Here is a 21,007-nt window from a genome sequence, read left to right as displayed (position 1 = left end):
GTCATCCCCCGAATGCTGATGTAACGGTTCCGCCCAACTGGCTCAGCAGCGATTCATTTGGCGGTGTCGTGGATTTCGTCCCGGAATTCTGCACCGCCGATGTGCTGACGCCATCTTGCATATCTGATTTATCAGCAACGCTAACGCTCTGCGTTTGCGACATGATCACTTCACGCAGGGTAAGCGTGCAGTTAAGCACGTTCTCGCTGGTTTTATCCGTTGTCACCTCGATGGCGCGTACCAGCATATTGCTGTACACCCTCTTTCCTGTCACCACATCGAACGGCACCCGAGAGGACTGGAGATCCAGCATTTGCTGATAGGTCTCTTTCGGGCTTAGTCCGGCACTGAGGCCGATTGAAGATGTATCAATGAAGTCCAGCAACGAACCGCCACCAGCGAAGCCGCATTCCATTGTGACTTCGCTGGGGCGCTTATACGCATGATCGGCGATGAAGCCCGAAGCGCTATTCGTTGTTGGCTTCTCCACCGGGTGCTCAGTAATTTCGAGCGCATCAGAATGCTTTTCGGAGACGACCACGCTGGGGATCAGCAGGCCAATTCGCCGGGATTGCTGGCGAAAAATCGCTGATAAAATATCCATTATCTCGGTCCTGCGGGGAGTTGCTGGGTTAGCTGTGAGTTAACACCCTTCTGACGATCGACAGTCAAACGGGCAGCCTCGCGCGGATCGGAAACGCCGTGGATGTTAATGTTCGTTTCCTGCTGAATAACCGGGGCGCTGGTGGGCATATTGCTCATCACTTTCGGAATGTAGTTGCGCGTTTCCTGCGGCATCAACCCCATGCCATAGCGCTGAACGTTACCAATCCCCCAGTTATATGAAGCCAGCGCCTTGCTAAGGTCGCCACCATTCTGCCGTAACAGCTGGCTGAGATACTTAGCGGCTGCCTGTGCTGACTTTTCCGGGTCGAATACATCGTTACCACGCAGGCCCATGTCGCGCGCCGTGCCATCCATAAACTGGAATAGCCCCTTTGCACCAGCGCCGGACATAGCAAACTGGTTACCGCCTGACTCAGTGATCGCAACGCTTTTCAACAAGCCGGCAGGCAGCTGATAAAGAGACTCCAGCTTATTGAACATTGGCCCCATCCAGTCGAGCAATACTTTGCCCTGGGCTGTCGCCTGAGGTCGCTTAACAGACTGCGCTCGCTGCTCTGGCTCCAGTCCCATCTCCTGAATTTTGCGCTGGATTTGCTCATCAGTGAAAAAGTCTTTGCCTGGGTTTTCCTTTCTCAGCGCCTCATATGCCTGCTGCCTTTCAGGTACTATATTGCTGCCTATACCGCCAATCGACGCCATTTCTTCGCTGGTGGTCGGCGTATTGTTGGCAGGAATGAACATAAGCAACCAGGGATTCTTGATTGCCAGCTGCGCGATCCCCTGCGCCAGCTTACCCAAACCACCAATAGAGCCGCCGATTGCCTTACCGAGCCCCATAAATCCGGCGACAAGTCGCCCGATACCCGTGAGCATGGAGACCAGCTTCGCACCGGCCAGAAAGCCAAACAGGATGGTGAGCGTATTTTTCCAGCCGCCCAGGTTGTCCTTGAGCTCCAGAAACTTATCGCGTAACCACTTGAACACCTTCTTAGCCTGCTCAATCTCTGGCTGCCACTTGGACCAGTCAATGAGGCTTTTCCCGCCCTCTTTCCACGTCTGGTAATCGTCATAGAGCAATCCGATCGCCAGAATCAACGTGGTGATCAGGCCGATAGGGGATTTCAGAAATGCAGCATTGAGCAGACGCCAGGCAATGAGGATTGCGCCAATAGTCATCAGGAATTTTTTGCTGCCATCGTCCAGCTTTTTCCACCAGTCAATGACCGAACCAGCCGCCTGTATCACCCGCCAGGCCATTCGCGTGAATGCGTTCGCAAGCCAGATCACACCTTTAATGACTTTGGTGAGCGTCTCTTCAATCTTAGGGAAGTTGTCGAGGATGCGCCGCCTCAGGCTGTCCAGCGAACCAGCCAGGCCACCAGCGAGGTTTGAGCCGATCTTGTCCCGCATGATGCCGAACAGCGACGTGAGCCCGCGCATGGACGTCATGAATTTGTTGGACTGAACAGCCGCTTTATCAGCGTTGAACCCCGTCTTTTGCAGCATCGACTGGTAATCGGCGGTAAAGCTATTCATGCCGCGACGCATCGCCATCAGCGTGTTTTCATCGATGCCGAGCATCTGCGCGTATTGCTTCGCGCGGTAATACGGCATGTTGTTGAGCTTTTGCCCCACGCCAGTAAAGATGGCCGTAGTATCACGCATCTTTCCGCTAGCATCGCGGGTCTGGACGCCCAGGCGGTTCAGGAAACCTTCCGCGCCCGGATTGCTACGCATGAAACCAGCCAGCCCTTCGAGGGAGGACATAGCCGACTCGGCGCTGGCACCGGTTTGCGATGCGGCATAGCCCAGTGCTTTGATGCCCTGGACACTGGCCCCCGTCCGTTGGGATGCCCAGTAAATTTTATCCAGCCCGTTCGCGATCTGGGTGGTAAACCCAACAATGCTCAGCGCTGCGCCTTCCACCACCGCACCGACCTTCAGAACATTCGCGGTAACGCCTTTCAGCACTGCTTCAAACTTATTAGCGCCAGCCTGATCGATATCGAACCCCAGCGAAACAAGGAAGTCTTTAATCGTATCTGCGTTACCGCTCATTGGCCGCTCTCCATTTATCTACCCGGGCGTCGTTATCCTCGCGCATGTCGAGGTAGTCATTGAGAAGCGCGATGCGGCAAAGGTCTACCGCACCGCTGTTAAGGTCTTTCTGGTCAATATGGAAGGCAAGCGCCGGACGAAGAATAAAATCTTCACCGCCCGGCAGGCTGTTGAAGGTTATTCCGCTGGCGGGGTGGGCGTCTCGCTGGTAGGGAGTCCTTGCAAAAAATTTCCCAGCGAGTCGGCGACCACCCGCGCCACCAGTTGCAGCATGGTAAGCAGGTCGATATCGTCAAACGCCATTTCGCCATGCTGGCAGACCGGCACCCAGCCTTTCATGTGCTCGCGTGAAACAACGGAAAGGCAGGGAAACAGGATAGCGTCCACGTCGCCATCGCTCAGATCGGACACAGCATTGGCAATTTTTGGCAGGATGGTAGCCATCGCGCCTTCGGTGTCTTTGCTGCTGATCTTCTCCTGAACGCTCCGGAAGTCAGAAACCATCCCGGCCAGCACCGGCAACAGCTTGCGGGACACCTTCAGCTGTTCGAAAACGCTGAGCTTTGCGGTGCAATATTTCACGCCTTTAATTTCGAATTCCATGCGTTAAAACTCCCCGAGCAGCTGGTCAATCTTGCCGCAGTCGAATACCCAGGCGACGGTTCCGCCCTCTTTGGCATTATTGAAATCAGGCTGTTTCTGGAATGCACACGAACGCGCAGTAGAAATATCACCCGATGCCGTGTTGCGAATGACGATCACGTTATTGCCCCAGGTGGCAGAGGACTGGCTTTGCGCGTTATACGCCAGAGACAGCTTCTTGTTCACGGGGGAGGTTTTCAGCAGCGTTACCGTAATGGTGCCTGACTTATCGGCGTGCAGGCTGTGCATCACTTCGCCATCGGCACCGATGGTCATGGTGTTCTTGTTGCCGCCCATGGTCTGGGTGATACCTTCCTCAGAGTTCGCAGAACCCTGACCAAGATCGATAACGCCGGTCGGCCCGGTGAGCGACGCGGTTACATCGAGAAAAGAATAAGTTGCCATTTATCGCTCCTTAGCGAACCACGTTGATCTGCACATCGGCATAATGAACTGCGCCAGCCAGCTTACAGGCCACCTGAATTAACGGTGCTTTGCGCGCTTCGCGGTCGGCCTGCGCCTGTTGCACCAGCGGCTGCGCATAGACGTAATAGCCTTTGGTCAGCGTATCGCCGGAATTCAGTTGTCCGATAGGGCCACCATTCCACACGCCAGCCGCTACCAGACCGTTCGTGACGGACTGATCCATGGACTGTTCAACGTTGGAAAGCAGACGGGTCACACCGGCATCAGTCTGCGGAATTTTGGTGGTGCTGGTGTAAAGCAGGTTATAGAGGTTGGTCTGAACGTAGTTCTGCAACCAGTCGAGCCCGTGGCGCTCGTCGAAGAAGTCACCGTTTGCCATGACACCCTGTTGCAGGATCGCCGTGTCGTTGGCGTAGTACACGAACACGTTCGCATTCTTCGCATCCACAGCCGCCGCCTGGCCTACCGTCAGCGTTTCGTAGGTTACGCTCGGTTCCTGTTTGAATTTCAGGGTAATGGTGGTATTGCTGCCGTTGAAATTGACAGTAAAAGCGCGACCGAAAGCAGAAACCGCCGCGTAAGGGCTGCTGGTGGAATACTGAATAAAGGTACGGGCATACTTGCCAGCCTTTAATTTCGATGCAACATCGGTCGTCGAAGTCGTGCTGATAATCTCAGCGTCACCAGAGGTCACACCAAAGATACGGCTAAGGCTTGACGCCTCGATAAGCTTGGCAACCTCAATCACGTCATCAGCATCAAGCACATCGCCACCTGCGACAACATCATCAGCGACAACCAGCCCATACCAGTTGGTATATTGCAGGCAGGCATTAACAGCTTGCACAATGGTTTCCACGCTTCCACCTTCGGAAGATGTCAGCGTCTTCGCCCAGCGGCCAACATAAACCTGCGTCGGCTTCGGCGACTGGCTGAAGAAAACCTGCGCCGCTTCATATTCCGGGCTGTCGACTCCGAAGTCCTCGCCAATGTCCTCAACGGACGCATAAAGGCGAACGCGCTCCTGCACCGGAATGACAGTGGAAGAACCGAGGATCAGCAGCGCGCCGAAGTTACGACCAGTAGCCGCTTTCGGCGAGATGATCACATCAACGTTTACAACGTTGGATACAGGTAAGCCCTGCGTCATAGTTTATTCTCCAAAAAAGGTGACTGGCGCTTCCACCAGCGATTTAATGCCGTACTCACGCACAACCTTCCGGCGCAGGCGCACCGTCATGTCGTAGCGGCGAACCCATTGCTGGTTGATAAGTTCGGGGAAAGGGGTCAGACCGGTATAGTCGCCCAGGGACAAACCAAGCGCGTTCAACTCAGCATTGTTTTGTGGGACAGATATGCCATCGCGAAAGCGGGACGCATAAGACATACCAGCCGGGCCATAGAACGACGCCATGCACTCGAACGTTTCATGCCGCCAGAGCTGAGCGCCCTCGTCGGTCTGATTGGTGAATGCAGGACTGTTATCAATGGGCCACCCGGTAACGCCGAACGCGCACCAGTTCGTTTCAACGGGTAGCAGTGGCGGCTGATCTTTCTGCCAGCGCGGGCGAACCATCCCAGCAGGCAAGCCGGAAACGTTGCGCATCCACTGGCTTAACAGCCTGTCGAGCGCTTCGTCATAATCCGGGTCGCCGCTGGTGGGTGTCAGCCAGCCGCGCTCTGTGCTGGTGTTATTGCTCAACGGGAGTTCCCCCATCAAACGGCAGTAATTCACAATGTGCCTGGACAAAGCCAGCACCGTAAGCCGTGTACGGGTCGACGAATGTCACACGATAATCACGGTTCTGATACGTCACGATATCGGCATCACGGCCAGTCTGCCCCTGCGTGAGTCGCTCAGTCGTCACTATTAAAATCGCCCCGCTTATAACCTGCCCGGCCTGCATGCGGCGGTTTTCCAGAGAGCGGTCAACGGTAACAACCCCGGCAAACTGCGTTTTAACTTCGCTGTCACTGCCGATCCCGTCATCGTCTACCGTTTGCGCGCGACGCGTTACCCACAGATTGAAGTCGCAAAAATCGGGGTCAAAAAGCACGTCTGTTACATCAAGATTCGGCATCTTTATCCCTCACTACATGGGTTATCGCGGCGAGATATTTGCCAGTATCGTAAAGAGGCTTAGCCAAAGCGGTGCCAGGAGATTCACCGGCAGCCCTTCTCGCAAGTTCCGCCTTCGCACCTTTACGGCCACGGCGCGCACGAGCTTCAACAGTGCTATCCGCAAGCGGAGTAAAATCGGCAGCTTTGATGTAATTTTTCACACCTCTTGCTGCCAATGTGCCAGCACGATTGAGCGCTCTTTCCGCACCCGCCGCATTACCATCAAGCGCAGCCTGCGCCGCTGCTTTGAGCTGCGGCACCGTCTGTTCCTCTACGGATTTAACGCCGGGGAGCAGGTGCGGGCGTGGGGGTATGTTTTGCGCTGGTGATCCGTATTCGTTGACGTAACCGATCCCGGCATTACCAAACGGAACATCCTCACGCTCGCTGTCTTCTTCAGGAATGCCGACCAGCACATCCTTTTTGGTTAGCGACCTGAGCGCATCCAGAATGGCCTGAGCGTTATCCACCCTCGTTGTTACACCGCTTTTGAAACTCATAGCTGGCGACCGCCCGCGCCGAACATCGTGATCAACTGATAAAATTCAGCGCCATATCGGGTGTTATTCCAGAAGCCTGCGTCAGGGTTTAGCGTCGCGCTGGTGTCATAGCTGACGCTTACCTTGTCAACGGACTTAGAGGATTGAACACCATTGGTGGAACCGCCCGGGCCGCCAACCAGCATTGCCCGGCTATCTGCCGCCCATAGCGTCATGTAGTGAGCCACGAACAACTCGGCAAAGTACGGAAACAACTTTTTGCCGGTGACGTTTTCGCTCAGCAGTTCATCGGCAAGATTCAGACGGAACTCGATTTGGACGTCGGGATATTTTGCCGGGTCAGCAAACTGCGGGAAGTCGCGCCGAAAATCACTTACTGTTGGCAGGCTTTGATTCTTTGGCATCTTTCGCCCCATTACCGCCAGTCTGGGCGGCAGCAATCTGCGCTTGCAGGCTGTCGTTCTGCTCTTGCAGCTTGAGCAGCGCTTCTTTCAGATCGGCAATCAGCTGATCTTTATCGACAATCTGCTTATCTTTGTCGGCAATCTGCGCTTGCAGACTGTCGATAATGGGTTGCAGATCATCGGTGTCGCTAATCACGCTTTCGGAAAGCTCAGAGTGCGCCTGGGTAAACCAGTGCGACGCGACCTCTTCCGGCACGTTATGACGTCCCCGGCCAAACTCCTGTTTCGACTGATCGCCGAGCGTCAGCGTAAACGGGGTGTGGACATGGATGGTAACCAGCTTTTCTTTCGCCATTTTCATTTTCCTTCTGGCCCCTTTCGGGGCCGTTCTGGTTATCAGATACCGTCCACGTAGGACAGGGTTTCTTTGTACACGGGCTCAACCGCACCGAGCTTGCCGTAGTAGGTCGCAATCTGGTACAGACCGCGATACTGGACAGGCACGCTCTGCAACGGCACCAGCGGATAACGCACGTATTTCTTGTCGTTGGTGTAAGCGACCATTCGGTCTTTACCGCCAACCCCGCGCGCTTTCAGCCATTTGACCGCTTTGATTTCCAGCGGAACGCCATTCTGGTGGAAAGCGATAGTGTTCACGGCCAGATAGGTCAGCAGTGACTGGTTACCCGCTTCGGAAACCTTACGGCTCGCCAGCAGTGAATACTGCTCTGGTGGAATGCGCAGATCAGAAGGCACGACGGAATAGCCGGATGCGACCCAGGCATTCGAAAGAATGCTGTTCACGCTATCGAGGATCTCGTCGTTAGTGGAGTTCGCCCAGGTCTTCGGCGCGTTGTTCAGCGTCACACCGACGAGGTTTGCCAGACCTTTCAGGCCTAGCGCGTCATCACCGATGTAAACCTGCTCGTCGTTATCCATCTGCCATTTGAGCTGCATACCGTCGTACTTCTGGGTATCAATCGGGCGACCTACCTGCTGAGCTGCTGCCAGCTCTACAACGGTCCAGCCCAGTTCCATGCCCCAGAGGTTCAGCGGATTACCGTCTTTACCGATATCAACATTCACGCCTGCGATTGCAGTGGAATCTTTGCCTACCCAGTTTTTACCGTTCGGATTTGCGCCAGTACCCGCAGCGCCAAAGCTGGTGTTAGTCCAGCTGGAAATGTCATCTGCGATAGAGACGTCTTCACGCAGCTGGATATCTCGGGTCCAGGTGTAACCCACCAGCGGCAGGTTCAGCGTCTGGTCGAGTCGCTCCAGCTCCCCGATGAGAAAGGCACCAGAGCCATCAACGGTTGCCTGATCAAAAGTAATCATTCGTCTGTTCCTTAAATCTTCCAGGAGATTTCTGCATTGCCGTTAGCGTCACCGGCCCCTGTGAATTCGGCGTTGGTCAGCGCCACGTTTTTGCCACTGACGGACGTGGACATAAAGCCGCCCAGCGGCACGTCAATGGTTGAATCGAGCGAAACAACCACGTAGACAGGCGCGCCTTTTTTGATGGTACTGGCATCGAAGCCAGATCCGAGGTTAACGGTCATGTAGCCACGTTTCATGGCGTCGCCCGGGAAGTTCTTATCCGTTCCCACCTGGCGAACCATGTCGGGCTGCGATGTGGTCGGATACGGACGAACGTAGATACCCTTCACCTTGTCGGCGGTGTCACCGTCCGCCAGCGGCACGAAAAAGCCGTCAGCGTCGTATTTGCCAGCCAGACCGTAAGCAGCGAAGGCGTTAGCGGATTTAAGGATCACCGGTTCGACGGTTAAGTCCTGCGGGCGAGAGATAGCCCCGGCAATGCCAACAGGCATCCGGTACAAATATGCAGTCATTGGATTATCCTTTGCGGTTAGACCAGAAGTCGGCGTTTTGTTTGTTCAGGGAAGCAATGCTGGTCATGCCCATATTTGGGCGTTGTGCATCGCCCGTGGTGCTGCGGGTGTTTCGCCCTTTGGCAATCTCAGACACAGCGTTAAATGCCATATCGACCGATTGCTTAGGCAATTTGCGGATATCAGCATCACCGACAACCTGGCGAACCAGTGTTTTGTCAGCGGCAGCCAGCACATCACGTTTGAACGCGGTCGGTTTCACCTTACGGCTCAGATCGATACCCGGGACGATAACTTCGGCACGATAGGCAGAGTCACCGGTAATCGTGGTTTCCTCTTCGTCGTCCTCGCCGTCGCCGGTCGGATCTTTTTTATCTTTATCGTCAGGCTTATTGTCGTTATCGCCCGTCGCATTTCCTTCCAGCTTAGCCAGCAGGGCTTTAAGCAAGGTTTTGATATCGTCCTCGCCGTCGCCGGTTGGCTCTCCGCCCATTTCCGGCTTTTTGTCCGGCAACGGTTGTTGCGGTGAAAGGTTAATGTTGAGGTTAACGCCGCTCGGCAGCTCCCCTTCATCGCCCGTTACCGCCGCTGGCGCAGAGTCCAGCAATTCGTTCATGGTGTCCGAGTCACCCGTTTTGATGGCCGTACGCATGCGGGTCCACCAGCTTTTCTTTTGATTTGCCATTGTGTCTCTGTCTCCAATTGCACAACGATTTCCGGCTCTGCCTTTGGGGACAAGAGCCACATGGTTTCCGGTAATATCGACCTGCTCGGCTTTACCTGGCTCGGTCTGATCGTATTCCGCGTCATAGCCGCACGACACTTCGCGCAGACCATCTTCGATTAGCTGAATCGCGCTTTCGTCTTTGACGATAAGGTCAGCCAGCATCAAATCAGACTGATCACCAGTCCCGCGCCGCACATTCTGAAGATGCCCGACAGCAAGCTCTTTCCAGTTCTCGGGATTTACCAGCCGCACATTCCCGTTTTCATCTTCAGGATGCAGGATCGTGATGCTCATCCCTTCGAATGAGGCGAGCGTGGCCGGATGGAATACCTGCTCAGGAGAGCGCGTTACGACTATCTCACCGAGCTTGTCGGGTTTGAGGTTTGGCAGATCGGCAGCGCCGTAGAGCTGCTTACCCGTTCGACCTATCGGCACATCTCTGCACAGCAGCGAGCCGTCAGCCAGCTGATAGCGGGTTTCCCCCAGCCGGGTATAGAAAAAATATTTCATGGATTACCTGCAATTCAGGCGAGATAAGAATGAGGGTTTGGGAAGACGATCTCTTTGTAACATCGGCAGTTCGGTAGCTCGCCAGCGTGACCGGTCATGCCGTCAAGCGTTGGAGGTCGGCCCCATTCGACAAACTTACCTTCCATCTCCCGATGAGAATGCCGGACGTCGCCATCTTCGGCTGTACGCCAGATATAACCATTCGAGCCGATTGACAGCGCACGCGCCTGATCCAGCGCGCCGGTTGCGCGTCCAAGCTCGGTACGGGCGATAAGGTTCGCTCGTGAGCGTGACACGTCACCGGACGCAGCTATCTCTTTCGCGAATGGCTCAGCGCGGCCACCAGTCACAAGGGCCTTGATGGCCTTGTTCTGAATGTCATACACCCGATCGGCGGCCTCAAGAGGCAGCGATTTGATGTACTTAATTTGCTCGGCGACGATGGATTTCATCACCTGGCCTACCGGGGCGCGGTCAACCATGTTGCGCAGCTCTGCGCTGATGTTCCGGCTGTGCTGACGCCACTGCTTTTCATTCTGGCGCGCTATGTCTGCGGTGAAGTTCTCAGCTACCTTAGTCGCCCAGGGGGTGATGATTTCGCTGTAGCGTTCCAGCGCATCCATTATTTCGGTGACGCTATCGTTTGAACCATCGTAGCGCCCATTTACGATATCCCCGACCGCCCGCGCTATCTGCCGTAGGCTCGTTCGATATCGGATCTCCGCCTGGCGACTCTGGCGGTTTGTCGCCAAGTTCGCCGATGCCTGGCGGCGCTTCGTCTTCGGCATTCTCTATGTCCTCGTCGGTAATGGATGCCCCGATGCCGGTGACGTCAGAGTTTTCGCGCAGGTCGGTCATCGCCGCCTTACGCGTCATCAATCCGTCGCCCAGCGCGGTACTGATCGCGTTGGTGGTGTTTACGGCCACCGTTGAGCGGTCAACGTCAGACATTTGCCATAGCGGGTTAAACTCAAACGTGAAATCGTCCGGCAGCGGCTTACCGAGTTCCGAGCGGTGCATAATATCCAGTATCCGGCGCATCGGCAGCCGTAAGCGGCGCTCCTGCAATGAGCTCACCCGGTCGTAATAGTTGGCGAGGTCTGCATCACCAGTAGAGAAGCCTTTCGGGGATTGACCGAACAGGCGTACCAGCGGGATACCAACGGCACCGCTGATCTGCTCAGCGAACTGCGAAAGAATGTCATCCAGACCACTGAAGCTGTACTGGTGGGTTTCGAAGGTATCCTTGGCATCCATCAGCGTCATGCCTTCATTGCTCTGAAACTGGCGGATCAGATCAATGTTTTTCAGCAACGCCTCGAATGCCTGGCCACCCAGCGCAATAAGCTCACGGAGTTTTTCCACTTTGTAGGTCCGCAGATGCGCTTTGTAGACCAGCTGCGCCGCGCCGACAGTAGCGCTGTCGAACGCAGTGAGCCGATCCCAGATACGCTCTACAACCGACATTCCCCATTCGTTTTCGGTCATCTTCTGCTGGAATGGCAGCGTCACCCCGTCGAAGCGAATCAGGCGGCTGTGATGGATGCGCCAGGCCGGAATGCCCGTTGCGGTGGTCACCACGTCGTAAAACTCAGGCTTACCGAGATCTGGCCCCATCTCTTTGATGCGGCGGGTCAGGACCGGGTTAATCATCCAGCGGTCGAGCGGGAGAATACCCTTAAATTTGCCCTCGCCAATGGTTTCGAGCCGCAGCGGAGTCATTGGTGCCTGCCCCTCAATCATGATGAATCCGACCGCGCCGCCGTAGAGACGCGACCATTTCAGCACGTCGTTCAGCGCATCCCAGATCTGCAATTCATCCAGCTGCGCTTCGAGGGTGCCACGGTCTTTTGCGTCAATCTCCGAAGTGATTCGGATGCCTTTGCGGGTCATGTCGTCCGGGATAGCGTCGACCGCTTCGCCGATAACCCACGAACCGCGATATGACCATTCCACCAGCATGCGGTTGCGGCTGGTGAAGTTCGCCCGGTAGGTCGATGCTGAATGCTGGTTAGGCGTCTGCATCCCCACGCGGGCGACAAAGTTTTCGTAGCCATCAGCGGTGGCCTGCGCCGTTCGCTGAGAGGCTTGCTTGTTTCGTGCCATCAGGCCTGTCTCCCTAGCAGCTCCCAGATGTTCAGGGCTGAATTCATTGGCGCGTAGCTGATCATCACCGAGTCAGCGAGGTTCGGCGACTTGGTGCCATCAGGCTGTTTATCAACAACGATTTTCCCCACGCCGTTAATGGAGTAGGTCGGCTGCGAAAGCTCGATGATGAGCTTGTCTTTGCTCGCCATGGCGCTGCTGATTGAGATGATTTCGTCCGGGTTGTAGGCCATGCCCTCAACCACGGCGCGATAGGTGTTCTGGAAAAGCTTGCGTAGCCGCCACCAGCTCTGGGCCTTGGCGTTAGCGAAGAAGTCCTTGTTCAGGCGCGCGGCCTGTCCGTTGTCCCCTCGCACGGCTTCGTCGTCCGGATCAAATACCGCGCCGCTACCGCGAAACGGTGTAGCGAGTATTGATGGTCGGCGCGCAGCGTTACGCAGTTCGTTAATAGCGCGCGCATCGCCGCGAACACCAGCACCAAGGCCGTCCTCGTCGAATCGAAACTCTTCGAGGTTGTCCTGTTCGCAGAAGCCGAAGACCTTCTCAACGGACTGGTAAATGTCGCTGCCCACGCCGGACCATTCCCGCACGTTCTCCAGCAGGAAGCCGTGACGGGTCGAAAAGGCGTTTTTGTCCCGGCCTTCGTCGGCGACGTCCATCGCGCCCAGTCGTTTGCCCGTTGGCTGAATACCCAGTTTGATATGCGCGTCGACGGCAGCCTGTACCCAGTCGGACGGGATCAGGACACCTTCCGCTGATGCGCTGTAGTTCAGGTCAAGTTCCTGCGCCACCACCACCGGATTGTCGATTTTCTCGCATTCCCTGCGATACCACTCTTCATCCTTGCGCGGGTCGTTTCGCCAGTGGAATGTGAATACCGGTATTTTCCCGCCGTGACGCTTCTGTGCGAACGGGTTCGCCATGCCGTTAACCGAACTCAGGTCGATACGGCAGCGGGTGGTTTGCGACAGCGCCGCGTCGATCAGCAGAGGACGCTGGAGGAATGCAGCCTCATCCACCAGGTAGAGCGTGGTACGGTCACCACGGCCGATATTGTCGCCAGCCTCGCCTTTGATGACCGCGCCAGTATCTGGAAACTCAACGCGCATGTACGGCGCGTGCTTCTTCTCGTCCCACGAACCGCGAAACTCAACGGGCAGCGTTTCCACGAACTTGCGCGCCTTCCAGAACAGCGCCTTCGGGTCACCGGTGCTGTCGACGTATTCCTCTTTACGGGAGCCGAAGCCGATAACCATTTCTTTGTTGAACAAGCAGAGCGAGCAGGCCAGCCCGATCGCCGTCCAGCTGAGCCCCATTTCGCGGCTCTTTTCGGTGATGCCGTTCTCCAGCTTTTCGCGCCGCTCCATGATCCAGTGAATCCACTCTTCCTGTTTCGGGAACAGCAGAAAAGGGATGGTGACCGGCAGGCCATAATCGATGTTACGTGGGTCTGTCGTCATGCCCCAGTCGATAATGAACTGGGCCGGGTTGGTGCGGTAAAACTGCTTAAGAGCTGGCAGCATTTCGGGGTTCTGGCGAATGCGCTGTAAGCGCTCCATCCGCCATTCAAAAACCATCTGGTAATCAGGGTTCCTGAAATCGAATTCAAACGGGAGAGGCATGATCACCCCATCATCTTGCGGTAAATCTCTGCGGCCTGATCTGCGGTGAGGTTGGTCGTCTCGGTCTTTATCGGGCCGCCATCCTTGCCAGTGCTCTCAACCTTCAGCTTATTGGTGTAAGCGTCGCCGACCTCTTTCGCGGCCTGCTCGATAAGCTGCGCCGTCAGGGAGAAGTTTTTCATCCCCTCGGTTTTGGTTGCCATGCGGTCAAGCACGCGGAGGCGATAGGATTTGTTCGCGATCGGAATGTCGCTGGTTTCGGTCAGGAATCGTTCGCGCGTCGCGTGGAACATCGCGATCCACTTTTTGGCGAGCGTCTTACCGCTGGCCTTCGTGGGGTCGTGAGATTCAGCCTGCTGGCGGGTGATCTTGATCCCGAATTCTTTTTGGACAGCCTCGACCACCTGCGATGGCGTGTCATAGCACGCAAGCGACTGAATGATGAAGGCTTTCACATCAGGTTTTAATGCAGCCATAAATCACCATTCGTCTTATACAGTCCAGTATTTAAGCCAGTCGCAGCATGCACGTCCCGCACGCTCTGGCAATATCGAGATGAGCAACCTCCGCTGGCTGATTCGCCGCATCAATCATTTCCTGCACGTCCCGGCTCGCACCGTAACGGCGAACCACGCCTACAAACTCTTCAACATCGTGGCCGCGCAGCTTCAGCTTTGGCTGCCCTTCCTGCGTGAACTTCGGCGCGCCAAATTCATCTGTCGCCTGGCAGATGTGGTAAAGCTCGTGCTCTATCAGCGCGCAGAATTCCAGATCGGAACATTGCGAACAGTAATCGGCGGCCAACGTGATGATGAACTGCGGCGCCCTGCCGAACCATTCATACATCTGCTGCTCCATCCGCGCTTTCTGCCATCCCCCAGCCCGCATTGCCACTTCTTCCGCCTGCCCCAGCACGGAACGCCCTTTCTTCTCGAAAGTGTTCGACGCCCAGAGAAAGCACAGATCCGCTTCAAGCAAATGCTGGTGGTCAGGGTTGTAGAGGTCGCCCTCATCGCTCAGGATGTGCTGATTCAGCCACTCGCCAACGTCATTGGCGGGCATTATGCTGATGTACGGCTTCGGGTCAGGTGGCATCGTAAAATGCGCTGGTGGATGTGGTCTGTTCATGAATAATTCCAGTGCTCCATTATCGAAGCCCCTCAGTGAAGGGCTTCTGTAATGTCAGTCCCGGACGAACGTAACCTTTGTGGTTATCATTCGCCGTACAAGGCGCGTCGCTTCGCGTTGCATTTCATCAATTACTTTTGGCGTCAGCGGCTGATGCGCATATTTGCGCTCAATCTCTGCAAAAATCCCGTTCAGCGCCTCGCTGTCTGGTGGGATAACTTCAACGTTTAATCGTGCCATCGGTTTGTCCTGCCCTGTTGTTCTCGAATGTCCTGATATCAGCCTTATCCCTGTTGCACTGCGCCAGCGCTGACAGCAGCGCAACATTCAGGTTAAGGCTTGCTCCCCACGTAAACGGGTCGGGTAAATCTGGCTGGGGTGTTTCATCCGTCAGGCTGGCTGGTAACGGAACTACCGGAACCGGCACGTAGACCGTCCGCGTAGTCGTGCAGCCGCTTAACTGCGCCAGAAGGCACAACACGAACAGCACAATCATCATCCGCAACAGCAGCCTTGATATCGTTCTCGGCTCTCTGTGACTCCAGTGCGATCTGCTGCTTGGCATGTTGATTTGTCTCCAGAATGATGTTCGTTATTGCTACGGTGCGCAGGACATTCGCGGTGATGGTCTCAGAGGAATCAGCGCGCTGTTCTGCATCGTCAGCGCGACGCTGTTCCTCCAGAAACTTTCCATGGTAGTGATCCGCTGACCAGACAAGACCGCCTGCAATACAGGCGATAAACGTCACAATGAGCACCCAATAACTCATTTTCATACCAGCAGCGCCGCCCGCGCTTTGTTGTAGCGGATCTTGCGGTCATCAATGCCATTCAGGCCGCCGTTAATGATGCGCGTAACACGAGTAATATCGGCACCGTAGGCCATGCAACCTTTGGATGTGAAGAACCAGGCGGCAGAGCGTGCTGCCTGAAGTTCCTGTTCGAGCTGTTCAGGTGAAGTAACGAGGTCTAACTTCAGCGCCGCCCCGCAGGTGCGATAATTGTCGAGGCCAGTGATTTGAATTAACCCTCTGCCGCGATATTTCCAGCCGTCGCATGGCGCTTTGTTACCCAGGCGGTTGCTATACACCAGATTGGCGATGGCATCCTGGCGGGCTGCGTGTTCGGTTGTTCTGCCAAGCGCATCAGCCTGCTGCTGTGTGATCCTCTTTCCGAAGGTCGCCACCAGCGCAGATGGTGTGTAGTTCAAATTTTCTACTACAGCGCTAAAGCCGTCTGACTCATGACCTACCTGAGCGATGAACATGGCCTGATCCGCTGGCGCTGTAATGCCGAATTCTTTCATCGCCGCATCCACTGGCTGAAACCAGCGCGCAGCTAACCCGGCGCTGATACCAGCCGCCATTTGAAATTGAGATTGATTCATTTATTTTCCTCAGTGCTGCCGACTCCGGCACGTCTGGCAACGATAGCGAGCGCCATGTCACGAAGTCTGTCCGCCCCAACAAACCCGACGAGCGCACCAACGAATGCCCCTGAATTAGCAGGCAACCCTAGGTATTCCAGCAATGCGGAAACAGCCAGCGCGAATATGCCGCAGATTAGCGCGCCAGTGGCGGTGTAGAGTTTCGGCTTCCCTGCGCGTATGTCGATAAGCGCTGAGATGCCCAGAGCGCATAACCCGGCGTAAACTGACGGCAGATATAGCGCGATCCATTTCATTGTTTGTTCGAAAATCCCGTGAGTGCTATTCATAGGTTCACCTCGCCTGTTTGCGGGTGCTGTGTGCGAAACTGGAATAAACCCAAATGCAATGGGCTAAGAGGGTACTAAACGCGGCGGAAAGCGTACGAAGCGACGCCCTTACGCCCTAACTGGCATTCGATGGTGTTCTGTTCGGCGCATTCGAAGCCCTGCTCAGCAAACCAACCCTTAATACCGTCGTCAGTGAAATACCAGATGTGCTCGTTCTTCCTGAAATGGTGCGAGCGAAGAATGTCTCCGGCATCGGTAAAAATGGGGATCGACACGAACACGTATTCACTGGCCTGCTGTACCGCCAGCTCCGGCTCGTCGATGTGCTCCAGTACATCCCACATCGTCAGCGCGCGCCACTGACTGGCGTAGAGGTCAGCGAATGCGCCCCGCTCGTTCAGCCAGGCAACGCCAGCAGGATTAACGTCAAACCCAAACGTTCCCGCTCGGGAAGAAACGAACTGACCGGCACCGATACCAACGTCCAGAACCGGTCCATGATAGTGACGTTCCACCAGCTCAATTCTGGACTGCGTTAATGCGCGCCCGGTTTCGGTATCAGCCAGCAGCTGATATTTCGCAAAATACTGCTCGTCATACGGGCGAGATGCCGGAACCGAATAACGACCGATGCCCAGCTCCGGGAGGAATACCAACCCGCTGTTCAGTTCCTGATAAAACGACTTCATTCAGCCAGGCCTCGAATTTTGAATCAAAGTTGGAGATGCGTTTGTCACAATGGTGATCCCACGCTTCGCAGCGACAATAATTGTCCGGTATTGCCCAGCCAACGCGGGATAAATCCATCGCCGGATCGGTGACTATCTCGGGAGCGTTATGCCCGCCGCGCCCACCAGCGACAACGTAAATAGGTGTTTTGTACGCAATGGCAGCGGGCAGCGCCCAGCCGACAGGCGAAACCACGACAGCTGCATGCTCTACCAGGCGCATCAGCTCTTTGATATTGAGCTCGCCAGCGTGCATTTTCAGATCTGCTTCTGGTTCTTCACCCACCAGCCACTCTTCCCCGTCCTGCAAATCAGCAACGCTAATCACGCAGAAATGTTTCCGCAGGATTCTCGATGCGCGCAGGAGGTAATCGGGGTCAGGGTTTCGGGAGTCGCTACGCCATTCAGAACGAACCGTTGCCGGACGAATAACGGCGATCGGCTTTTGGTGCGTAAACTGCGCCGGTCCAAAGGATGGCAAATCAAGCGCTGCTGGCGTTACACCGAACTGACGGCGCATCGCATCGAATATTGAACCGCGCCGCAGATCATCCGGACCGTAAAATATTCGCTTCGTCTGGCGTGGTGATGGCGGCGGATAAAACTTTGCGGAGCTGCGGAACTCATTTTTTCGCTGCGTCCTTAGCGCGGTATCACTTCGGACAGCTTTTACTGGCAGGTCTTCGTAAAGCTCCGGCCATGCCGTCTTGATGAATGTCCCCGCAGGCAGCTGTTTGACGAAAGCGCGCTGGTAAATGGTGTCTCCCATTCCCAGCATGCCATCGATGTAAATAGGAGGATTCAGCATGTAACCTCGCTGATCGCCGCTTCAAGAGGTAGACGACGAAAGCAATTAAGCGCCGTCTGGCGGCTGCTATTGATGATTTGGACGCTTCCACGCAGCTGCGCCGCAACCCGGGCAAACTCGCCATGCCAGCGCTTTACGTTCGCCGCTGTCGGGTTATCGAGAACTGTATGATCGCCGTGCCAGTGGCTGCCGTTCGAGATTGAGCAATCGAAGCCCAGCAGAATGATGCGCTTTGCGCCCAGCCATTGAGCGAACAGGATCGCTCTCTGTCCCGAATTGAATGTGCCGCTAGTATCTGTCGGGAAGAGGTTCACGCCGTATCGGGTGTGTGCTCTCCGGTTACATGACCAGCGTTCGGGGCCATCAGGCAGCGCGGGAATGTTCACATCCCACCAGCGCAGATCGCCAGCGTAAATGTGGGTGCATTCCAGTATGGTTCGCCATGATGAATTAACCGCTATCACAGGAAACCCTGAGCGCGCAGCTATTTGACAGTCAGCGGGAGTAAGGGACGGACCAGAAGCGCAGATGATCGCCGTGTGCATACGTTATTCACCCGGTGGCATTGAGCCAATAAAAAAGCCCCTGCATTTCTGCAAGGGCTTAAATGTGGTTCCCACCGCTCCGCGCAAGGCATCTCCGCTGGTGGGTAAGCTCTTTCGCCTTTGACGTCCGAGCATATCTGAATTATGCAGTTTCAAAACTCGCTTTCAAGTCTTTTTCGCAAGTTTTTGCATTTTCGAAGCCTAATTCATCTTTTAACGTGAAGAAGACAGCAGAGTTGAACAATTCAATACACCAGCGCACACGGTCAATACATTGCTTTTCGGTCAGAAACGGCGCGTAGTAATACTGCATCCATCGTGCCATGCCATTGATGGTTTTCCGCCACGTGTAATAGTCCTTCCCTATCTCATACACGGGATTCCCCGGCTTGAAGGACTTCAGGATGATAGCCTCCATGAATGCAGCTTCCTCCTGGTCTCCGGCATTGCCGATCAGGTCAGAAAGCGATTTCTTCGGCCAGATGATGGCTTTCGCCTGCTCAAACAACGCATCGCCGGTATAGCCAATTTTACGCAGACCAGACAGCACGGTAGCGATCCGCTCCTGCTGCTCGCCAGTCCAGCCGGTTAATATCATTGACCACATACCACCGCCACCAGAAAGGTGCTCTGTCCCGCTGCCCCCGTACATGCCACCCCAGTGGTTCAGCAACGAACGAACCCAACGGCTTTGCGATGGTGTCAGTCGGCGATATTTCCCCAGGTAAGATCTGCGTGGAGCTGCTGCCAGCGTCACCCAGGCGTTTTGCGGGTTGGTACGCTCAACAGACGCTTTCTGGTAATTGTTAATGTCGTTGCGTGTCATTCTGCATTCTCCTGGATAATGATCTGGCCTGTCTCTCCCCATCGTTTCGTTACCCTGCCGTCCCATATCCGACAGTCATCATCGAATATCGCATCCAGTAACGCTTTCTCCAGATTGTCCTTATCCGGCTTAGTCTGGTGAGGCTGTCCGTCATGCTGCTGACGCTTCTTCTTACTCCAGCTTTTCGGCATGGGCAGAACGAATGTTATGTGGTAACCGGATTCCGGGAGGGTTATACCAAGACGGCGCACCTGAGCTTTAAAGAACCAGTAGGCGGAGGTTTCTGGCCTGCTGCGCCAGCGATCGCTTCGGGTCATGCGAGGCTTGGCGACAGGAGTGATATCGTAAATTTTCATGCTGGCACCACCAGCCCAAGGCGGGCTATCTGGATAACGGTCAGAACGATAGCGCGGTCCATAAGCTGGCGACGTTCGTCGCGCGATAGTTTGCTCCCGTTGTCGATGCTGTCGTGGCAGCAAACGCAGATCGCCGCTGTGGCGCAATCATCAGCTTTCAGGCCCATACCTTTTGACTCGTTTCGATGTGCAACTTGGGTTCCCCAAGATCCACACAGAACACAGCATTCAATTTGTCCAACGGCTGCAAGCCACTTTTTACTGCGATAGGTTTTTTGTTTAAGCATCATGCACCTCATACTTAAACGAATAACCATGGCTACTGGCGTAGATACCGTTGCAACAGCGAGGAATAGATCCTGACGGGATGCAGAGCTCTCTTGCTGCTTCTGCTGCGCTACCAAATCTGGTTATTACGCCGCTATGCAAGCATGTAGCTACAACCGATTTAGAGCTATGGTGCTTATCACCCAGCTTTCCTTTATGTCCGCCTCTGGATTTTTTACCCAAGGAATCGAACGAGTGCTGGATATTCTCCTGGCAAGTAACCCATTCAAGGTTTTCCAGCCGATTGTCATCGCGAATACCGTTTAAGTGATTTACCTGCTCACCCTCAGCGGGTTCACGCATAAAAACTGATGCGATCAAACGATGCAGTTTTACCCGCTTTGATACTCCATCTTTCAACAGGCTAATGGCTACATAACCAGTATTGCCGTCCCTGTATGGTTTAAGAACACGCCCCTTTCGAAACTGCCCGCGACAATCCACCCTGTCCAGAGAGCGCACCATCCCCGATGGGCATGCCTGATAGAGACCTTCAAATCCCGGTACGTCTTTCCATAATTCACGCTCAAACATGATCATGTCCTTTTGCGTGGTATTCAGAATTGACTGGAATACGCAGCTTAATGCCGCGTTCGGCACACCACACCTCGATGCGGCGCAGATAGAAGGTCATCTCTTCTGTGTCGAGCAGCTTTGTCGACTGAACCCACTTTTGCACACCAAAGACAGTTACTTGTTTCGCTGGGCAGAACATGCTTTTGAAGAATTCGTGAAGCTCTTCGTCGGTATGCGTTTGCGATGAATGCTTGCTTGCAGCTGTGGCCACATCATCGTTCCACATCCACATGAGGGAGTTCTGGGAAAGAGTGCGCTTATCGCGCCATGGTTTGATGATCAGGCGGTAACAATCGCCTGATTCCAGCATTGGTCCGATCTGCTGACCGATAGCGGCAAAGTTGGATTTATGGAGGCGAATGCCATCTTTTTGAATGTTCACGCGTCACCCCCGAAGAGG

At 55.0% G+C, this 21,007-nt stretch carries 31 protein-coding genes; all 31 read right to left on the bottom strand.

The window, feature by feature from the left end; genetic code table 11:
* Window position 1 precedes the first annotated feature (1 nt).
* The 31 genes from F7Q90_RS10540 to F7Q90_RS10385 all read right to left on the bottom strand — a co-directional run bounded on the left by F7Q90_RS10540 (window position 2) and on the right by F7Q90_RS10385 (window position 20,989).
* On the bottom strand, window positions 2–604 hold the full coding sequence (locus F7Q90_RS10540) for a phage baseplate protein (protein WP_006120162.1): 603 nt from the start codon (window positions 602–604) through the stop codon (window positions 2–4).
* Window positions 604–2,685, bottom strand: coding sequence for a transglycosylase SLT domain-containing protein (locus tag F7Q90_RS10535; protein WP_006120164.1), 2,082 nt, complete (start codon window positions 2,683–2,685; stop codon window positions 604–606). Before F7Q90_RS10535 ends, F7Q90_RS10540 begins: the two co-directional genes overlap by 1 nt.
* Entirely contained in the window at window positions 2,675–2,803 is a 129-nt protein-coding gene (locus tag F7Q90_RS27170) for a DUF6889 family protein (protein ID WP_085980100.1), read from the bottom strand. Before F7Q90_RS27170 ends, F7Q90_RS10535 begins: the two co-directional genes overlap by 11 nt.
* Window positions 2,804–2,862: 59 nt before the next feature.
* Window positions 2,863–3,288, bottom strand: coding sequence for a phage tail assembly chaperone (locus F7Q90_RS10525; RefSeq protein WP_006120165.1), 426 nt, complete (start codon window positions 3,286–3,288; stop codon window positions 2,863–2,865).
* A gap of 3 nt (window positions 3,289–3,291) precedes the next feature.
* Window positions 3,292–3,732, bottom strand: coding sequence for a DUF3277 family protein (locus F7Q90_RS10520; RefSeq protein WP_000257257.1), 441 nt, complete (start codon window positions 3,730–3,732; stop codon window positions 3,292–3,294).
* Window positions 3,733–3,742: 10 nt separating this feature from the next.
* The gene (locus F7Q90_RS10515; RefSeq protein ID WP_006120166.1) at window positions 3,743–4,903 is read right to left on the bottom strand and encodes a DUF3383 family protein; all 1,161 of its coding nucleotides are present in this window, start codon (window positions 4,901–4,903) and stop codon (window positions 3,743–3,745) included.
* 3 nt (window positions 4,904–4,906) lie between these two features.
* Window positions 4,907–5,455 (bottom strand): phage neck terminator protein, encoded by a 549-nt coding sequence (locus tag F7Q90_RS10510; protein WP_420484922.1) that lies wholly within the window; start codon window positions 5,453–5,455, stop codon window positions 4,907–4,909.
* Window positions 5,445–5,834, bottom strand: a complete 390-nt coding sequence (locus F7Q90_RS10505; protein ID WP_006120168.1) for a hypothetical protein — start codon at window positions 5,832–5,834, stop codon at window positions 5,445–5,447. Before F7Q90_RS10505 ends, F7Q90_RS10510 begins: the two co-directional genes overlap by 11 nt.
* A complete protein-coding gene (locus F7Q90_RS10500) occupies window positions 5,821–6,375 on the bottom strand; it encodes a hypothetical protein (protein ID WP_044242261.1) in 555 nt (184 codons plus the stop codon). The genes F7Q90_RS10505 and F7Q90_RS10500 overlap by 14 nt, the downstream gene beginning before the upstream one ends.
* Window positions 6,372–6,779 carry a DUF4054 domain-containing protein gene (locus F7Q90_RS10495; RefSeq protein WP_001125673.1) on the bottom strand — a complete coding sequence of 136 codons (408 nt, stop codon included), beginning with the start codon at window positions 6,777–6,779 and terminating at the stop codon, window positions 6,372–6,374. The genes F7Q90_RS10500 and F7Q90_RS10495 overlap by 4 nt, the downstream gene beginning before the upstream one ends.
* A complete protein-coding gene (locus tag F7Q90_RS10490) occupies window positions 6,745–7,134 on the bottom strand; it encodes an STY1053 family phage-associated protein (protein ID WP_006120171.1) in 390 nt (129 codons plus the stop codon). Before F7Q90_RS10490 ends, F7Q90_RS10495 begins: the two co-directional genes overlap by 35 nt.
* Window positions 7,135–7,175: 41 nt before the next feature.
* Window positions 7,176–8,117: a DUF2184 domain-containing protein gene (locus F7Q90_RS10485; RefSeq protein ID WP_006120172.1), complete on the bottom strand. Its 942-nt coding sequence runs from the start codon at window positions 8,115–8,117 to the stop codon at window positions 7,176–7,178.
* 11 nt (window positions 8,118–8,128) lie between these two features.
* Window positions 8,129–8,632, bottom strand: a complete 504-nt coding sequence (locus F7Q90_RS10480) for a structural cement protein Gp24 (protein ID WP_006120173.1) — start codon at window positions 8,630–8,632, stop codon at window positions 8,129–8,131.
* Window positions 8,633–8,636: 4 nt separating this feature from the next.
* Window positions 8,637–9,869: a DUF2213 domain-containing protein gene (locus F7Q90_RS10475; protein ID WP_006120174.1), complete on the bottom strand. Its 1,233-nt coding sequence runs from the start codon at window positions 9,867–9,869 to the stop codon at window positions 8,637–8,639.
* Between the two features lie 14 nt (window positions 9,870–9,883).
* Entirely contained in the window at window positions 9,884–10,492 is a 609-nt protein-coding gene (locus F7Q90_RS10470) for a phage head morphogenesis protein (RefSeq protein ID WP_006120175.1), read from the bottom strand.
* Window positions 10,493–10,505: 13 nt separating this feature from the next.
* On the bottom strand, window positions 10,506–11,975 hold the full coding sequence (locus tag F7Q90_RS10465; RefSeq protein WP_006120176.1) for a DUF1073 domain-containing protein: 1,470 nt from the start codon (window positions 11,973–11,975) through the stop codon (window positions 10,506–10,508).
* The gene (locus F7Q90_RS10460; protein ID WP_006120177.1) at window positions 11,975–13,597 is read right to left on the bottom strand and encodes a hypothetical protein; all 1,623 of its coding nucleotides are present in this window, start codon (window positions 13,595–13,597) and stop codon (window positions 11,975–11,977) included. Before F7Q90_RS10460 ends, F7Q90_RS10465 begins: the two co-directional genes overlap by 1 nt.
* 2 nt (window positions 13,598–13,599) lie before the next feature.
* Complete coding sequence (locus F7Q90_RS10455) at window positions 13,600–14,073, bottom strand: DUF2280 domain-containing protein (RefSeq protein WP_006120178.1); 474 nt, start codon at window positions 14,071–14,073, stop codon at window positions 13,600–13,602.
* Between the two features lie 31 nt (window positions 14,074–14,104).
* A complete protein-coding gene (locus F7Q90_RS10450) occupies window positions 14,105–14,725 on the bottom strand; it encodes a putative metallopeptidase (protein ID WP_044242271.1) in 621 nt (206 codons plus the stop codon).
* 54 nt (window positions 14,726–14,779) lie between these two features.
* Complete coding sequence (locus F7Q90_RS10445; protein WP_006120181.1) at window positions 14,780–14,965, bottom strand: hypothetical protein; 186 nt, start codon at window positions 14,963–14,965, stop codon at window positions 14,780–14,782.
* Window positions 14,946–15,290, bottom strand: a complete 345-nt coding sequence (lysC, locus tag F7Q90_RS27165) for an Rz1-like lysis system protein LysC (protein ID WP_420919769.1) — start codon at window positions 15,288–15,290, stop codon at window positions 14,946–14,948. Before lysC ends, F7Q90_RS10445 begins: the two co-directional genes overlap by 20 nt.
* Window positions 15,291–15,497: 207 nt before the next feature.
* Complete coding sequence (locus tag F7Q90_RS10430) at window positions 15,498–16,112, bottom strand: glycoside hydrolase family 19 protein (RefSeq protein WP_044242272.1); 615 nt, start codon at window positions 16,110–16,112, stop codon at window positions 15,498–15,500.
* Window positions 16,109–16,441: a phage holin, lambda family gene (locus F7Q90_RS10425; RefSeq protein ID WP_044242274.1), complete on the bottom strand. Its 333-nt coding sequence runs from the start codon at window positions 16,439–16,441 to the stop codon at window positions 16,109–16,111. The genes F7Q90_RS10430 and F7Q90_RS10425 overlap by 4 nt, the downstream gene beginning before the upstream one ends.
* Window positions 16,442–16,515: 74 nt before the next feature.
* Window positions 16,516–17,097, bottom strand: coding sequence for a methyltransferase domain-containing protein (locus F7Q90_RS10420; protein WP_237166068.1), 582 nt, complete (start codon window positions 17,095–17,097; stop codon window positions 16,516–16,518).
* Window positions 17,036–17,977, bottom strand: a complete 942-nt coding sequence (locus tag F7Q90_RS10415) for a hypothetical protein (protein WP_006120186.1) — start codon at window positions 17,975–17,977, stop codon at window positions 17,036–17,038. Before F7Q90_RS10415 ends, F7Q90_RS10420 begins: the two co-directional genes overlap by 62 nt.
* On the bottom strand, window positions 17,971–18,441 hold the full coding sequence (locus F7Q90_RS10410; protein WP_237166069.1) for a hypothetical protein: 471 nt from the start codon (window positions 18,439–18,441) through the stop codon (window positions 17,971–17,973). The genes F7Q90_RS10415 and F7Q90_RS10410 overlap by 7 nt, the downstream gene beginning before the upstream one ends.
* Window positions 18,442–18,664: 223 nt before the next feature.
* Window positions 18,665–19,348, bottom strand: coding sequence for a hypothetical protein (locus F7Q90_RS10405; protein WP_006120187.1), 684 nt, complete (start codon window positions 19,346–19,348; stop codon window positions 18,665–18,667).
* Entirely contained in the window at window positions 19,345–19,704 is a 360-nt protein-coding gene (locus tag F7Q90_RS10400; RefSeq protein ID WP_044242279.1) for a RusA family crossover junction endodeoxyribonuclease, read from the bottom strand. The genes F7Q90_RS10405 and F7Q90_RS10400 overlap by 4 nt, the downstream gene beginning before the upstream one ends.
* Window positions 19,701–19,991 (bottom strand): DUF1364 family protein, encoded by a 291-nt coding sequence (locus tag F7Q90_RS10395; protein ID WP_085980096.1) that lies wholly within the window; start codon window positions 19,989–19,991, stop codon window positions 19,701–19,703. The genes F7Q90_RS10400 and F7Q90_RS10395 overlap by 4 nt, the downstream gene beginning before the upstream one ends.
* Entirely contained in the window at window positions 19,984–20,565 is a 582-nt protein-coding gene (locus tag F7Q90_RS10390) for an NUMOD4 domain-containing protein (RefSeq protein WP_052310137.1), read from the bottom strand. Before F7Q90_RS10390 ends, F7Q90_RS10395 begins: the two co-directional genes overlap by 8 nt.
* Window positions 20,558–20,989 carry a hypothetical protein gene (locus F7Q90_RS10385; RefSeq protein ID WP_044242283.1) on the bottom strand — a complete coding sequence of 144 codons (432 nt, stop codon included), beginning with the start codon at window positions 20,987–20,989 and terminating at the stop codon, window positions 20,558–20,560. Before F7Q90_RS10385 ends, F7Q90_RS10390 begins: the two co-directional genes overlap by 8 nt.
* Window positions 20,990–21,007: the final 18 nt, after the last annotated feature.

Origin of the sequence: Pantoea stewartii subsp. stewartii, from assembly GCF_008801695.1 — a bacterium.
GTDB lineage: Bacteria > Pseudomonadota > Gammaproteobacteria > Enterobacterales > Enterobacteriaceae > Pantoea > Pantoea stewartii.
This window is presented reverse-complemented; position numbering and strand designations above follow the sequence as displayed.

Excerpts from the sequence above, each read along its gene's own strand:
- F7Q90_RS10415 (WP_006120186.1), bottom strand. The coding sequence starts at position 17,977 with ATGCTGAATCCTCCTATTTACATCGATGGCATGCTGGGAATGGGAGAC.
- F7Q90_RS10405 (WP_006120187.1), bottom strand. The coding sequence starts at position 19,348 with ATGACACGCAACGACATTAACAATTACCAGAAAGCGTCTGTTGAGCGT.
- F7Q90_RS10430 (WP_044242272.1), bottom strand. The coding sequence starts at position 16,112 with ATGAATCAATCTCAATTTCAAATGGCGGCTGGTATCAGCGCCGGGTTA.
- F7Q90_RS10525 (WP_006120165.1), bottom strand. The coding sequence starts at position 3,288 with ATGGAATTCGAAATTAAAGGCGTGAAATATTGCACCGCAAAGCTCAGC.
- F7Q90_RS10425 (WP_044242274.1), bottom strand. The coding sequence starts at position 16,441 with ATGAATAGCACTCACGGGATTTTCGAACAAACAATGAAATGGATCGCG.
- F7Q90_RS10450 (WP_044242271.1), bottom strand. The coding sequence starts at position 14,725 with ATGAACAGACCACATCCACCAGCGCATTTTACGATGCCACCTGACCCG.
- F7Q90_RS10495 (WP_001125673.1), bottom strand. The coding sequence starts at position 6,779 with ATGCCAAAGAATCAAAGCCTGCCAACAGTAAGTGATTTTCGGCGCGAC.
- lysC (WP_420919769.1), bottom strand. The coding sequence starts at position 15,290 with ATGCCAAGCAGCAGATCGCACTGGAGTCACAGAGAGCCGAGAACGATA.
- F7Q90_RS10445 (WP_006120181.1), bottom strand. The coding sequence starts at position 14,965 with ATGGCACGATTAAACGTTGAAGTTATCCCACCAGACAGCGAGGCGCTG.
- F7Q90_RS10540 (WP_006120162.1), bottom strand. The coding sequence starts at position 604 with ATGGATATTTTATCAGCGATTTTTCGCCAGCAATCCCGGCGAATTGGC.
- F7Q90_RS10400 (WP_044242279.1), bottom strand. The coding sequence starts at position 19,704 with ATGAAAATTTACGATATCACTCCTGTCGCCAAGCCTCGCATGACCCGA.
- F7Q90_RS10395 (WP_085980096.1), bottom strand. The coding sequence starts at position 19,991 with ATGCTTAAACAAAAAACCTATCGCAGTAAAAAGTGGCTTGCAGCCGTT.
- F7Q90_RS10480 (WP_006120173.1), bottom strand. The coding sequence starts at position 8,632 with ATGACTGCATATTTGTACCGGATGCCTGTTGGCATTGCCGGGGCTATC.
- F7Q90_RS10500 (WP_044242261.1), bottom strand. The coding sequence starts at position 6,375 with ATGAGTTTCAAAAGCGGTGTAACAACGAGGGTGGATAACGCTCAGGCC.
- F7Q90_RS10485 (WP_006120172.1), bottom strand. The coding sequence starts at position 8,117 with ATGATTACTTTTGATCAGGCAACCGTTGATGGCTCTGGTGCCTTTCTC.
- F7Q90_RS10520 (WP_000257257.1), bottom strand. The coding sequence starts at position 3,732 with ATGGCAACTTATTCTTTTCTCGATGTAACCGCGTCGCTCACCGGGCCG.
- F7Q90_RS10460 (WP_006120177.1), bottom strand. The coding sequence starts at position 13,597 with ATGCCTCTCCCGTTTGAATTCGATTTCAGGAACCCTGATTACCAGATG.
- F7Q90_RS10390 (WP_052310137.1), bottom strand. The coding sequence starts at position 20,565 with ATGTTTGAGCGTGAATTATGGAAAGACGTACCGGGATTTGAAGGTCTC.
- F7Q90_RS10455 (WP_006120178.1), bottom strand. The coding sequence starts at position 14,073 with ATGGCTGCATTAAAACCTGATGTGAAAGCCTTCATCATTCAGTCGCTT.
- F7Q90_RS10465 (WP_006120176.1), bottom strand. The coding sequence starts at position 11,975 with ATGGCACGAAACAAGCAAGCCTCTCAGCGAACGGCGCAGGCCACCGCT.
- F7Q90_RS10490 (WP_006120171.1), bottom strand. The coding sequence starts at position 7,134 with ATGGCGAAAGAAAAGCTGGTTACCATCCATGTCCACACCCCGTTTACG.
- F7Q90_RS10505 (WP_006120168.1), bottom strand. The coding sequence starts at position 5,834 with ATGCCGAATCTTGATGTAACAGACGTGCTTTTTGACCCCGATTTTTGC.
- F7Q90_RS10475 (WP_006120174.1), bottom strand. The coding sequence starts at position 9,869 with ATGAAATATTTTTTCTATACCCGGCTGGGGGAAACCCGCTATCAGCTG.
- F7Q90_RS10515 (WP_006120166.1), bottom strand. The coding sequence starts at position 4,903 with ATGACGCAGGGCTTACCTGTATCCAACGTTGTAAACGTTGATGTGATC.
- F7Q90_RS10535 (WP_006120164.1), bottom strand. The coding sequence starts at position 2,685 with ATGAGCGGTAACGCAGATACGATTAAAGACTTCCTTGTTTCGCTGGGG.
- F7Q90_RS10470 (WP_006120175.1), bottom strand. The coding sequence starts at position 10,492 with ATGGATGCGCTGGAACGCTACAGCGAAATCATCACCCCCTGGGCGACT.